Annotated in this window: 11 protein-coding genes; 8 read left to right on the forward strand and 3 right to left on the reverse strand. The window is 43.9% G+C overall.

Annotation, left to right across the window (positions count from 1 at the left end; genetic code table 11):
• The first annotated feature begins 253 nt into the window (after positions 1-253).
• The gene (locus tag BLR84_RS03250; RefSeq protein WP_090464235.1) at positions 254-475 is read left to right on the forward strand and encodes a YdeI/OmpD-associated family protein; all 222 of its coding nucleotides are present in this window, start codon (positions 254-256) and stop codon (positions 473-475) included.
• A 261-nt stretch (positions 476-736) separates the two neighbouring features.
• Here the strand turns inward: BLR84_RS03250 and BLR84_RS03255 are convergent, their stop codons facing one another.
• From BLR84_RS03255 to BLR84_RS03265, 3 genes are all read right to left on the reverse strand, one after another.
• Positions 737-1,366, reverse strand: a complete 630-nt coding sequence (locus BLR84_RS03255; protein ID WP_090464238.1) for a class I SAM-dependent methyltransferase — start codon at positions 1,364-1,366, stop codon at positions 737-739.
• Positions 1,367-1,530: 164 nt separating this feature from the next.
• The gene (locus BLR84_RS03260) at positions 1,531-1,914 is read right to left on the reverse strand and encodes a DUF3037 domain-containing protein (RefSeq protein WP_090464241.1); all 384 of its coding nucleotides are present in this window, start codon (positions 1,912-1,914) and stop codon (positions 1,531-1,533) included.
• Positions 1,892-2,689 carry a HipA family kinase gene (locus BLR84_RS03265; RefSeq protein ID WP_090464244.1) on the reverse strand — a complete coding sequence of 266 codons (798 nt, stop codon included), beginning with the start codon at positions 2,687-2,689 and terminating at the stop codon, positions 1,892-1,894. Before BLR84_RS03265 ends, BLR84_RS03260 begins: the two co-directional genes overlap by 23 nt.
• A 495-nt stretch (positions 2,690-3,184) precedes the next feature.
• On the opposite strand from BLR84_RS03265, the gene BLR84_RS03270 reads away from it, so the two are divergent.
• The 7 genes from BLR84_RS03270 to BLR84_RS03300 all read left to right on the forward strand — a co-directional run bounded on the left by BLR84_RS03270 (position 3,185) and on the right by BLR84_RS03300 (position 14,299).
• The gene (locus BLR84_RS03270) at positions 3,185-4,255 is read left to right on the forward strand and encodes an AI-2E family transporter (protein WP_090464247.1); all 1,071 of its coding nucleotides are present in this window, start codon (positions 3,185-3,187) and stop codon (positions 4,253-4,255) included.
• 616 nt (positions 4,256-4,871) lie between these two features.
• Positions 4,872-5,657, forward strand: a complete 786-nt coding sequence (gene cysQ / locus BLR84_RS03275) for a 3'(2'),5'-bisphosphate nucleotidase CysQ (RefSeq protein WP_176851932.1) — start codon at positions 4,872-4,874, stop codon at positions 5,655-5,657.
• Between the two features lie 160 nt (positions 5,658-5,817).
• Positions 5,818-7,050, forward strand: coding sequence for a chromate efflux transporter (gene chrA, locus BLR84_RS03280; protein ID WP_090464250.1), 1,233 nt, complete (start codon positions 5,818-5,820; stop codon positions 7,048-7,050).
• Entirely contained in the window at positions 7,047-8,063 is a 1,017-nt protein-coding gene (locus BLR84_RS03285) for a sulfotransferase family protein (protein ID WP_090464253.1), read from the forward strand. Before chrA ends, BLR84_RS03285 begins: the two co-directional genes overlap by 4 nt.
• 109 nt (positions 8,064-8,172) lie before the next feature.
• Positions 8,173-10,122 carry a M1 family metallopeptidase gene (locus BLR84_RS03290; protein WP_176851934.1) on the forward strand — a complete coding sequence of 650 codons (1,950 nt, stop codon included), beginning with the start codon at positions 8,173-8,175 and terminating at the stop codon, positions 10,120-10,122.
• Between the two features lie 34 nt (positions 10,123-10,156).
• Positions 10,157-10,699 (forward strand): adenylyl-sulfate kinase, encoded by a 543-nt coding sequence (gene cysC, locus BLR84_RS03295; RefSeq protein ID WP_090464256.1) that lies wholly within the window; start codon positions 10,157-10,159, stop codon positions 10,697-10,699.
• Positions 10,700-11,218: 519 nt separating this feature from the next.
• Complete coding sequence (locus BLR84_RS03300; RefSeq protein WP_176851935.1) at positions 11,219-14,299, forward strand: SusC/RagA family TonB-linked outer membrane protein; 3,081 nt, start codon at positions 11,219-11,221, stop codon at positions 14,297-14,299.
• Positions 14,300-14,334 lie beyond the last annotated feature (35 nt).

The following is a 14,334-nucleotide window of genomic DNA, read 5'->3' on the forward strand; positions in this document are numbered from 1 at the left end:
GTATTAATGAACTCCCTCCGGTCGGTTGTCTTCGTACCTCGCAATGACGCCATTTTTTACATATTTTAAAAAGTGGAGGGCCCGTGCAATTGAAGGGGAGGAAGGGGTTTTATGAAATTCGAAAATTTATACCGCTTGGCTAAACCCCTCCCTGCCTTTGCGCTCATGCCAGCCACGCCCCTCCCGTGGGGAGGGAACTCAAATACAGCTGTGACTGCAAAATTTATTTATATTAGCTTAAAACAGACCAATTATGCTCAAAAAAGGCGAACATATTGAAGGCATACCTGCCGAGTTGCAGGTCTTGCTCGACCAGAACGCGGAAGCCAATGAATTTTTTGAAAACCTTTCCAGGTCGTATAAACAAGGCTATTGTGATTGGGTAGGATCGGCCAAACAGGAAGATACCCGGAAGGTACGGGCCGATAAAGCGCTCATTATGTTGCTTAATAAACAAAAAACACTTAAAACCTAAAGGAAGGATTTCGGTACAGGAAGAACTTAAAAGCGGTGGTCCGTGTGATTCCTTCCCTTGGGAAGGGGAGGAAGGGGTTTCAACGCTGGATAAACCCCTCCCTGCCTTTGCGTTCATGCCTACCGCACCCCTCCCGTAGGGAGGGAAGCCATTCGGCTTTTTTTAGGCCGTCACTCTGAGCTTGTCGAAGGGTGTGCGCAGAGGCCTACTCACCATGCTTCGACGGGCTCAGCATGACACCCTTTTTCCTCGCCTCGGGACTCATTCAACTCCGTCTCTTCTTCTGAAACTACAAAAAGTAAAATTCTGTGTGGTATTAAATGGGGTTTGATGATCTTCAGTAATACATCGCAGTTTTTCAAAAGAATCTGCAAACCGGGTGGCCATCGAAGCTTCAGAATATTGTTTGATCTCCAGGCCGCTACATTTGGTGGGGCCATTTTCTGAAAATGTGCCCAGTACCAGGTAACCGCCCGGATGAATGGCATCCTCCGCAATGGATACGTAGCTGGCTATTTTATCTTCGGTGGTTAAAAAATGAAAAGCAGCCCGGTCATGCCATACGTGGTACTTTACGGGCGGGATGAATTCGGTGACGTCTGATACTATCCAATGCACTTTGGCCGCATTTGTACCTAATCTTTTTTGGGCCTTTTCGATAGATGCCTCGGAAATATCCAGCACCCATATATTCTGATAACCTTTATCCAGCAAGGCATCCACCAGCCGACTGTCGCCACCACCGATATCAATGATGTTGGCCGACAGATCTACCGGCAGCGATCCCACAAAATCCATCGAAGTTTTAGGATAGGTTTGAAACCAGCTTACATCATCTTCGGCTTTGCTGCCGTATACATTTTCCCAATGTTGTTTTTCTGAATCGCTCATGATATGGGTGTAAATTAAGTATCAATAAGTGCGTCATTGCGATGAACGAAGCAATCTCTAAGCTATACAGAGCAAGCATGAATAATTGACCTGCTTTTGTAGAGATTGCTTCGTTCCTCGCAATGACGTTTGGTAATAGAATGTTTAGATGGCCAGTAAACCCATTACGCTACCAACTGCTCAAATAACTTATTCAATGTGGCTTCGGCATCCAACAGCAAGCCCGGGTGTACCTTTGACGATTGTACCACCGTGCTGCGGGTAGCCGTAAGCCAGCGAAAACGGGAAGCCAGGTCCAATTTGGCTATAGGGCCTGCCTGTTTATCGCCATGGCATATCCTTTCAAAGGAATTGATATTATCTTTCAGGCAATCCAGGTCCAGGCCCGGGGCCAGTGCGCTTATGCGGGCTTCGTTCCACACAAACCTAACTTTCAGGAATTGTTGTTTCGGGCAGTAAATGATCACCCCCACATTAATAAATTCCTCGCGCTCTACCCTCGGCACAACGCGTACTACGGCGTACTCAAATAAGTATGGCTCTTGCATATTGTGCTTCTTTTACAAAATTTTCAGACGCGGCTACGCGTGTGGTTAAAAAACGGTAGTAAACATCTCGGCGTTCGGCTGGTGTGCCATTTTCCGAATCGTCGGTAAGCCATTCGTCAGGGATCAGGTTAACAATGGCCAGGATGCGCTCATCCGTCAGGATCGAACAAAATTCGGCATCAACCTCATCCAGCATCGAAGCCTGGGGCAACAGCACATGATCTTTCACGGGCATAAATGGACGGATGGCCTGCTCGTCCCAGTTATACCAGGAGTGATGAAAATACAGCGAGGCACCATGATCTATCAGCCAAAGCTCCTTATGCCACATCAGCATATTGGTATTACGAGGGGTACGGTCAACATTGGTCAACAGGCAATCCAGCCACACAATTTGCGAAGCTGTTTTGGCATCAAGCGTGGTCACTACCGGGTCGAACGTAATAGCGCCCTGCAGGTAATGCAGCGCCAGGTTAAGGCCCACGCTAAATTTAAGCAGGTCCTGGATCTCCTCATCCGCTTCGGAGCGACCAAAGGCCGGGTCGAGGTTGGCGAATACCAGCTCAGGCACGCGTAAACCCAGCAGGCGGGCAATTTCGCCGCCTATAAGCTCGGCTATGAGGGCTTTTACGCCCTGGCCCGCGCCGCGAAATTTAAGTACATATAAAAACTCGTCGTCACCCTCGGCAATGGCCGGCAGCGAGCCGCCCTCGCGCAGGGGGGTAACGTAGCGTATCACATTAATGGTTCTGAGTTGTGGTTCAGTGTAATTCATTGCAGATGTTCAAATGAAGGCAGGCAAATATAACTAAAAACATAGCGGTAAGTAGGAGAATCACTCTTCAGTGTTGAGTTGTAAAAAAGTTTGGCTAAAGCCTATTTAGGTATTTTTATTTAACCGTTGGCTGAAGCCAAACGGCAATGAATAATAAATGCAGCTATATGTAGATCAGCATTCAGTTGCATATAAGATAAGACCAGCATTCATTGCCGTCCCATTTATGGGACGGATAGATAGTTAAAAAAGGGGGCTTCAGCCAAACAATCTTAAAGAGATTTCAGCCGGCCGGCTTCACCTATATCATTTATTGGCGCAAGTCTTGCGTGATGGGTTGTGTATGAAGGCTGACTTGTGACTCTTCAATAGGCACAAGTCAGCAACTCGCTGGCAACCACACAAGACTTGCGCTAAAAGCGTATGATACCCGCCAACAAAACTTTTATGTTTAATTATTGTAATGTAAATGTGAATTAACCTTTAGGAAATCATATGACCCAAAATCACAAACAACCTGCAAAAGAAACCGTCGAAAAAGAACTTACCTATATTCAGAAAGTATGGCACACGGTAGCTATTGTGGCCCTGCTGGTAGTGGTGATCCTGATAGCACGGGTAGCTTTCAATGTACTGCTGATGGTGCTAGCCGGTGTGCTGGTATCGGTTTATTTTCATGGCCTGGGCGATATGATACAACGCAAAACCAAATGGAGCAGGCGGGCCTGTATGATCATTTCTGTAGGGGGCACCTTTATAATCCTCACCGTTTTATTTTGGTTTATGGGGAGCAAGATCTCCCATCAGATAACCGTATTGAGCGATTCGCTGCCTAAAACGGTGAACACGGTTAAAGCAAAATTGTCCGAATCGCCGCTGGGCAATAAGGTGTTAACGTACCTTTCGGATGATAATTCCGACAAGCTGTTTGCTACCGCCAAACAATTCTTCAATACCAGTTTTGGCGTTTTGGGCAATATCTATATCATCATGTTCCTGGCCATATTTTTTACGGCCAATCCCAATTTATATAAAGATGGCATCATTAAACTGATCCCTGAGGACCGGAAAGAGCTGGCCCGGTGTGTTTTTGACCGCATCAGCATGGCACTCAAAGGCTGGTTGAAGGGAATGATGCTCTCAATGGTGCTGGTGTTTATTTTGATAGGCGTAGGCTTAAGTATTATGAGTATCCCGGTAGCGCTGGTACTGGCGCTGCTGACGGGTTTGCTGAAACTGATCCCCAACTTTGGCTCCCTGGCCGCCATGATCCCCGGTGTACTGCTGGCACTCACTATTGGTACCAATACGGCCATCATCGTAGCGTTGATTTATATTGTTTCGCAAACCATTGTTAGCAATATTGTAACCCCGCTGATCCAGAAAAAAATGATCAACCTGCCGCCGGCGCTCACCATATTGTCGCAGGTATTGATGGGGACGCTGTCAGGTGTACTGGGTATTATACTGGCGGTTCCGCTACTGGCTATTGTGATCATATTGGTGGATGAGCTGTATGTGAAAAAGATCGATGCGGAGGCGGAAGTTTTGAGTTCAGAGTCCTGAGCCTACTCTCCCGGTCATCACTTCGCTCGCCCATCCTCTTTTCGCCTGCGGCGGAAAGAGGGTGGGCAATATTAATAAATTACGTCATTGCGAGGTACGAAGACAACCGACCGGAGGGAGTTCATTAATACAAAATAAAACGAACACAACATTAATAATCTCTATACTGTACAGAGCAAACATGAATAGTTGACCTGCTTATGTAGAGATTGCTTCGTACCTCGCAATGACGCGCGGAAAAAAGACAAAGCGCAGACAGGGCGACCCCATTTGCTTATCCCTCCAATTTTTTGTATATTTGAATAAGCACCGGCCCGGTTCTCTTTTATCAGAGAAACCGGGCTGTTTTGTTAAGGGGAAAAGGGCACAAAAATAGATGGTTTTATACTTAGTTATTTGACAATCAATTAATTAATACTTTTTAAAGTTTAAAAAACACGTTAAAACTGTGTTAAAATTTGTTAAAAAGTGTTAAAATCGATGGTTTTGGATCAATTTTCAAGCGTTTTTTGCCCGTTTTTGCCCCGGAAATTGTTAAAATAAAAGGTTTAAAAAGTTTTTGGAAGCACAATTTATTACATATTTATCCGATCATTAAAATAGCATATCCCTCAAAATGATTTTTACTTACCAGGATCTGGAACCAATCGATTTGACTAAAATTAACCAAATAGCCAAAGAAGCCGGGGCCGCCATACTCAGCATTTATAACCTGTCGCCCGAAAATATTGGGCTCAGCCTGAAGGACGACCAATCACCCCTTACTGCTGCCGATAAGTTATCGCACGAGGTGATCATGAAGGCCCTGACCGCCTTAACACCGCATATCCCAATCATTTCTGAGGAAGGCAAAGATATCCCCTACGAAACCCGCAAAAACTGGCCATATTTCTGGTGCGTCGACCCGCTGGATGGTACCAAGGAGTTCATCAAGCATAATGGCGAGTTTACCGTGAACATCGCGCTTATCCATCAAAATACGCCGGTTTTGGGCATTATCTATATACCCGTTACCGGCGAACTATACTACGGTGGCCAAAACATCGGGAGCTGGAAAGAGACCCAGGATGGAACCACCACCCATCTGCATGCGGATATAAACAGTACCAACTGGACAGCCGCAGGCAGCCGCTCCCATGCCTCGCCCGAAGAAACCGCGGTATTAAGTCAATACTCTATAAAAGAGACTATTTCGGCAGGTAGTTCACTTAAATTTTGCCTGATAGCCGAAGGCCAGGCCCATATCTATTATCGCCATGGCCCAACCATGGAGTGGGATACGGCCGCAGGGCAGGCCATCGCCACGTTTAGCGGTGCAAAAATGACCATGCCCAATGGTGAGCCTTTTCTGTATAACAAGGTTTCACTGCTCAATTCAGGCTTTTTGTGTAAGGTAAAATAGGGGTTTAAGTATTGCTCTGGAGCCGCGAAATATCGCTATTGAAAATTAACTGATCTTAAAGTAATTAGGATTATAACAAACGTTTGTGTTGACTTAATTATTAACGCAGCGTGAGTTAATCATTAACTTCATCAGTATAATTTAAATCGGCGGCATATTAATGGATGGGGCAGCTATCAATATAACACAAGAGCAAAAGGTTCAAGCTAGCTTAAAATACCTGTTTTTTACCTTCTTGAAAATAGGTTGCGTAAGCTTTGGCGGCTATATGGCCCTGGTTGCGCTGGTTCAAAAAGTAATGGTCGACCAGGACGAGGTTCTGGATAATGATACCATCCTGGATAGCGTTACCGTGGCTAGTTTGTTACCTGGTCCGCTTGCAGTAAATATTGTGGCCTATATAGGTTATCACTTAAAGGGTAAAGCCGGGGCTGTGATCAGCATGCTGGCCGTTTTGCTGCCTGCTTGTACCTTGATACTGTTATTATCATGGCTATACTTTAACTATTCGTACAAAATTGAATGGGCGCAGATAATGCAATACGTGGCTGCTGCGGTAAGCGCCATTATCCTTTCGGCAGGAATGCAATTGTTTAAAAAGGAGATCGCTAAAAACTACCCGAAAGCGCTATTATGCCTGTTTACCATCGCGGTTATTTCCTGGTTCAATAGCTATTTGGTTACCATCACACTTATTTTAACAGGGGCTGTGGCCGGGCTTTTCCTGAGCGGCAATAAGTATAAGAATATAGCTGTACTTACTGTTTTTAAAAGCAGGTTTAAGTTCAGTCCGACTTCTGTATTGATTGGTTTGCTGTTGATTAACGAAGGGGTATTTATCAGTAATATCTACAAAAACATCAACAGTATCTTACTAAAAATGGGGATTGTTTTTTCGGGGATAAGCCTTTCTTTGTTTGGTGGTGGGTATGTGATGGTCCCCATTATGCAATCATTATTTGTAAAAGACCTGCACTGGGTCACCACTCAGCAATTTGTGGATACGATAGCCTTTAGCCAGGCTACGCCGGGGCCTATCCTGGTGAGCGCCACTTTTATCGGTTATAAACTGGCTGGTATTGCCGGGGCGATATTGGCTACGGTGGCTATGTTTGGGCCTTCTGCCGTATTGATGATCGTGGTAAGTAAACTATTTAAAAAAAATAAAGACCACAGCCTGGTTAAAGATATGGTGTCGGGTATCAAGGTGGTGGTTATCGGCCTGATTATTTCGTCGGCATTTAAAATCTTCTTTCAGCAGCATTTATCGGTGCTTTTTGTAGCCGTGGGATTAGTGTCCTTGCTGCTGAGTTTTAAGTATAAAATAAACCCGGTTTATTTAATTATAGGCTCCATAACACTTGGGGTAATCGCAAAATTTTATGGCATATGAGTAAACTTTACCAACCACAAGGCATTCAGATGATCGGCACGCAGCGGTCGGGCTCCAATTTATTAAGGGTGATACTGGATCAGTCGGAAGCTATTGCATCCCCGCATCCGCCGCATATACTGGTTACTTTTGTACCCTTATTAAAGTTCTACGGTCCGCTGGATGAGAGCGCTTATAAGATACTCATTAACGATGTAGTTGATTATGTAGAAGCCAATCCCGTGCCTTGGGAAGGCATCAGTTTGAACCGGGATCGGATCTTCGAGAACTCTACTGTACACAGCCTTTTCGAGATCAACCGGCTTATTTATGAGCAGGCCGCTGTAGCCAAACATGCCCGGTATTGGTGCTGCAAAAGTATGGCCAATGTGCATTATGCGGCTGAGCTGGAAAAACATAACCCAGGCCTGAAATACATTTACCTGTACCGCGATGGCCGCGATGTAGCTGTATCGTTTAAAAAAGCTATCGTTGGCGAAAAGCATATCTATCATCTGGCCCAGCAATGGACGCACGACCAGCAGGCCTGTATCGATCTGTCTGAACGTATTGGTGAGGATCGTTTCTTCGCTCTGAATTACGAAACGCTTATTACCCAGCCCGAAATGCTGATCCGAAAGCTCTGCGCATTTCTGGAGATCGATTATAGCGATAATATGCTCAGTTTTTATAATTCCAACGAGTCAAAGGCTACCGCCGCTGCTGGTGAGATGTGGCAGAACCTCGAAAAACCTATCATGACTAACAATAAAGGCAAGTTTCATAAGGAATTGACATCACAGGAAATTGAAGTATTTGAACTGCTGAGTCACCAGGTTTTAACCCGGCTGAATTATCCTTTATTGACCGCTTTAAGCAATGTCGAACTCCTAACACCTGATGCTATCGAAGTTTATGATGCCGAGAACAAGGCGCTGAAAAAAGCGATACTGAGCAATGCCCGGCAATCAGATCTTGACCGCCGAGAACTACAATTACAGATCCTGGCCGATATTAAAAGCAAGGTGGAGTAAACGGTTCGGCTCTCAAACGTTTGCGTTGAATAATATCGTGTAAAGGTTGTTTTAGCGCCTTATCTTTCATTTTCGCTAAAGCAAACCAAATAAATACATCCAATATAATATGAAGTTTAAACAGATCAATTTGTGGCTCTTTTGCGTGACCATGATGCCACTTTTGGCCATTGCCCAAACCAAACCGGCCTATAACGAACTCCAGGTTTTCGACCATTCGTTTTTTACCTATAATGGTAACGAATTCCGTAGCGCCAACGGCGCACCCGGCCCCAAATACTGGCAAAACAAAGCCGACTACGTGATCAATGCCGAACTGGTAGAGAAGGATACGCTGATCAAAGGCAATGTAAGCATCAATTATACTAATAACAGCCAGGATACGCTCAATTACTTATGGCTGCAGTTGGATCAGAACCTGTTTAAACCCGATTCAAGAGGTGCTGCCTCAACCCCGGTTAGCGGCGACCGTTTCGATGCCAAAGGTTATACCAAAGGCGGTTACGATATTGGTGCGGTTTCGGTTACCTACATGGGCAAAAACTATGTGATCAAACCTACCATCACTGATACGCGCATGCAATTGCGCTTACCTTTTGTAGTAAAACCGCACGGCGATCAGATCAATGTAAAAGTTAACTATTCGTTTTATGTACCCCATTATGGCGCCGACCGTATGGGCCGACTGGGTGTTAAACAAGGTGTGATCTATCAGCTGGCGCAATGGTACCCGCGCATGTGTGTGTATGATGATGTGAATGGCTGGGATACTTTGCCTTATATAGGCACCGGCGAGTTTTACTGCGAATATGGCAATTACGATTACTTTATCACCGCGCCTGCCGATATGATCATAGCTGGTTCCGGCGATCTGCAAAACTCACAGCAGGTATTAACCGCGAAGCAAAACAGGCGCCTGGCTGCCGCCGCTAAGAGTGACAGTTCGGTACATATTATTACTGAAACTGAGGTTGGTACAGCAGGCATCAGGCCAAAACATGAAGGCACGCTTACCTGGCATTATAAAATGCACAACACCCGGGATGTATCCTGGTCGGCTTCAAAAGCCTTCATCTGGGATGCGGCGCGGGTTAACCTGTCGGGTGGTAAAAAGGGAATGGCCAATGCCGTTTACCCGGTTGAAAGTCGCGGCTATGATCGTTATGGTCGTGCGGCACAATATTTAAAAAACAGCATCGAATTTTATTCCAAAAACTATTTTGAGTATCCCTGGCATTCGGCATTTGTAGTGGCCGGGGTAGCGCTGGGTATGGAGTATCCAGGTATCGTGTTCTGTAGTTACCAGATTAAAAAGGATGATCTGTGGCATGATATCACACACGAAATGGGCCATAACTGGTTCCCGATGATCGTGGGCAGCAACGAGCGCCGCTTTATGTGGATGGATGAAGGGATGAATACTTTTATCAACGGCTACGCCTCGAACTGGTTTAACCACGGCGAATATGGCGATACCAGCAGCATGGCTGTAGGCATGACCCGCAGTTTGATGCGAGAGAAAGACCCGCTGATGACCGCGCCCGAAGTAATGCACGATGGCGGCCAATATTATTACAAAACGGCCCTGGCCCTGAATATCTTACGCAACGTGGTTTTAGGGGCAGATCGTTTTGATTATGCCTTTAATATGTACATTAAACGCTGGGCCTACAAACATCCACTGCCGCAGTATTTTTTCCGCACCATGAATGATGCCGCGGGCGAAGACCTAAACTGGTTCTGGAAAGAATGGTTTTATACCACCTGGAAGCTTGATCAGGCGGTTACTGACGTAAAATATAACAAAAACGACCCTGCTACTGGTGCCATCATCACCATTGAGAATTTAGGGGAAATGGCCTTACCTGTAACCTTAAAGGTAACCGAGCAAAACGGTAAGGTGCAGCAAATCAAGCTTCCGGTTGAAGTATGGCAAAAAGGGGCTAAGTGGAAATTGAAATGCAATACCACATCAAAAATAACCTCGGTTATCGTCGACCCCGACAGGCAATTGCCGGATATTGATCGTAGCAATAATATTTTTAAATTGCCTGAATAAGTAATTCGCTACTGGATTCGCAAAAGGGCATCAAATGAACAGGATATCTGATCAGAAAGGAATGGTTGTTTGGCTGTACGGATTATCCGGGGCGGGTAAAACAACCATTTCTTTGTTATTAAAGCAGATGCTGGAAAATGATGGTTTTTTCGCGGTTTGTTTGGATGGTGATGAACTGCGCTCGGGTATTAATAAAGACCTGACTTTCACCGAAGACGACCGGGAAGAAAACATCCGCAGGGCTGCCGAAATTGCCCGGCTCATGCTGCAAAATAATATCATTACCATCTGTTCCTTTATCACCCCACTCCAAAAACATAGAGCTTTGGCTGCCGGTATCATCGGCGAATCTTATACTGAGGTCTTTATTGAATGCCCCCTGGATGTTTGCCAGGCCCGCGATGTAAAAGGCCTGTATAAAAAGGCCCGAACCAATCAAATAACACACTTTACAGGCATCAGCTCAGGATTTGAAGCTCCTGCCAATCCGGAATTGATCATCCATACTGCCGTCGAAAGCCCTGCAGAGAGCATGGAAAAGGTGTATCAGCATATAGCGCCGCTGTTAAAAAGGTAACAAACAAAGAGGGCTGTCATCCTGAGCTTGTCGAAGCATGGTGGGCAGGGCCTCTACGCACGATCCTTCGACAAGCTCAGGATGACAGCCCTCCATTATGTCCTCGCTATGACATGAGAGGGTCATGCCATGTTAGCTTGGTTTCAGCTACCGCCTTAAAAATGTGTTTGTTACAACATCAAAAATCAAAAATTTTTACCGCTTTACCCAAAACAGGAAGCTTTTGATCAATATCATCCGATTTCTCATTCTAAAAACCGCGAAGTCCGTCATTAACAGTCGTTTTGATTTGCGGAACAGGCCATTTTGTGCTTGTTATCAAACGTTTGCGTTGTTTAAGTTTTTGTAAAACAAACGTTTGCGTTGTGTTTGAGGGCCCTCAATTTTGCTTTGTTAGGGCCTTATCTCTAATTTCCAATATCCAAAAAACATAAAAAACGGACTAAAAATTTCTTGATTAATTAATACTAACACCAACAATGTATGATTAAAATTTACTCACAACTTAGCTCGGATTTCATGCAAGGTATTTTCACAAAAGGACGCTCAGGCATCAGTCCTTTTGTGAAACTGATCTGCTGTTATCTGTTTGTATTGTTACCCACCTGGGCCAGTGCCCAAACGGTAATAAATGGTACCGTAAAAGATACCAAAGGTTTAGCCGCGATTGGCGCTACAGTATCCGAAAAAGGAATCAAAAACTCTACTGTAACCGATGTCAATGGTAAATTCAAATTAACCCTTAAAGGTAAATCCAATGTTTTAACGGTAACCTATATAGGTTTTAAGCCGCAGGAAGTAACGGTAGGCTCATCAAATGAAGTATCCGTTGTTCTGGAAGAGGACTTAAATAAGTTGAACGAAGTAGTGGTAGTAGGTTACGGTTCCGTAAAGAAGAGCGACCTCACCGGTTCTGTAAGTTCTGTAAAAAGTGATGACCTGATTTTAGGTGGTACAACTTCAAATTTGGGGCAAGCTATACAAGGTAAAGCCGCCGGTGTGCAGGTACAACAATCGAGCTTTGCCCCGGGAGGCGCTATTTCAATCACTGTACGTGGCGGTAACTCTATCAGTACAAGTAATGCACCACTATATGTTGTTGACGGATTTATTACCGACAACGGAAACTTGATAAACCCGAATGATATTGATGATATTCAGATATTAAAAGATGCTTCGGCAACTGCTATTTATGGTTCACGTGGGGGTAATGGCGTAATTTTAATCACTACCAAAAAAGGTAAAACCGGTAAAGTATCTATTGATGCAGATATATCTAACGGTACACAATACCTAACATATAAACCTGCTTTATTAACGGGACAACAATACACAGATATTCAGAATGCCACCGCTATTGAGGATGGAAACCCTCCGCTTTTTCCTGCAGGGTTTCCTGTAGCTAATACCAATTGGTTAAAAGCTGCCACCCGTAATGCTACCGTTCAAAACAGGACTGTAAGCATAAGCAGTGGCGATAAAAATTCAAAAATTTATGTATCAGGTAACTATATTAAGCAGGTTGGTGTATTGAAAAATACCGATCTGGAAAGATATAGTGCAAGGATAGGTGCCGAAAAAACACTTAATGAGAACATCAAATTAAGCGCTAACTTTTATGGTGCAAGTACCAATCAGAACCAACAATCTTATTCAGGCGATATTACGGCGCCGTTATTTGGCCTTTTAACAGCGCAACCCAATATCCCGGTTTATAATCCGGATGGCACTTATTATGTTTACCAGGGGAAAAACAATGCACTGGCCAATCTTTTAGAACCAACCAATACCAGCGGTAACAAACTTATTAACGGAAACATCGCTTTAGATTACCAGATCCTAAAAAATCTAACCTATCATCTTGGTGCTGGTAGTGAATATAACCAGACAATCGCCGGTCAGTACACGCCAACAACATTAGTAGCGGGGGCTAAAAATGGAGGGTTGGCAAGTGAGCAAACATATAGCACCTTTAGGTGGTTGGTTGAGAACTATTTTACTTATAAATATAATTTGAAAGATCATGCCTTTACACTATTAGTAGGTAATTCGAATCAAAAAGATGTTTATCAGTCTTTAAATGCTGGGGCAAGGGGTTTTTCAACTGATGCCTTCTTGTTTTATAATTTAGGTGCAGGGTCTGCTGCATACGCAAGTAATGGTTATAGCGCTTATAATAGCTATAAAGAAGAAGCAACGCTTACAGATTACTACGGAAGGCTTAATTACGCGTATAAAGATAAAATTTTAGCCACGTTTACTTTAAGGGATGATGCTTCATCTAAGTTTGGACCTAACTTTCGCCATGGTATTTTCCCATCGGGAGCGATAGCTTATAAACTTACTGAAGAAGACTTTATTAAGAATTTAAATACGTTTTCAAATTTAAAACTTAGGGTAAGTTATGGTATTACCGGTAACGACCGTATCCCCAACTACAGGTATTTGACCACATTTGGTAATTACAGTACTACACTTGATGGCTCCGCTTTGCAGGTAGGTATCGAACCATCATTGTTACCAAATCCAAACCTGAAGTGGGAAAGTACCGCACAGCTTGATGTTGGTTTAGATATGGGATTTGCAGATGGAAGGATCAATGCCACTATCGATGTTTACCGGAAAAAAACCAGCGATTTACTCCTCAATGTTCCTGTTGGCCAGTATTATGGTTTCAGCACCCAGTTACTAAATGCAGGCTCTGTTGAAAATAAGGGTATAGAATTATCTGTAAGCTCAAATAACATCAGAACAAAAGATTTTTCATGGAATACCAGCTTCAATATTGCCTATAACAAGCAAAAAACATTAAAGCTGGCCGACAATGTTGCACAAATACTTACCAACACTGCTAATCCAAGCGGTACCGTTTCTGGTCGGCCATTTACTAAGCTGGTACCAGGGGTTGAGTTAGGAGAGCTTTATGGCTATGTTTACGAAGGTGTAATAAAAACCGGCGAAAACTATGCTCCTCAGCCAAATTCAAAACCGGGCGATCCTAAATATAAAGATGTTAATGGCGACGGTAAAATTACGCCCGATGATCAAACCTATTTGGGTAATTCAAACCCGCACTATACCGCAGGTTTAGGTAACGATTTTCATTATAAAGGATTTGATCTGAATATTTTTATCCAGGCATCATTTGGTTATTCGCTGTTTGATATGAACAGGTTGGTATTAGAGTCAACAACAGGTGCTGATGCTTTAAACCGCTTTGTTGCCGGTAAAAATGAAAATACACAAGTACCACGTGAAGGTTACTTTTTAAGTACCTACGGTGGTTATGTAAATTCAAGGTTTGTAGAGAATGCTTCTTTTGCCCGCCTAAAATCGGTTTCATTAGGTTATAGTTTCCCATCATCATTATTCCAGAATATGAAAATACTTCAGGGTATAAGGATATATGCCGAGGCTCAGAATTTGTTCACCATTACAAGTTATAAGGGTACCGATCCGGAAGCTAACGTTCACGCCGCCGCCGTTTCTGCAAGTACACAAAACGTAGGTACCATCAATAACCTGGCCGGTGGATTGGATTTTGGCTCATTCCCTGCATTCAGGACTATAACTTTTGGTATAAGAGCTTCTATTCACTAATTACTCATAAACCTTTTATTAAGGTTCAACATAAA

It is taken from the genome of Mucilaginibacter sp. OK268 (assembly GCF_900103125.1).
Lineage (GTDB): Bacteria > Bacteroidota > Bacteroidia > Sphingobacteriales > Sphingobacteriaceae > Mucilaginibacter.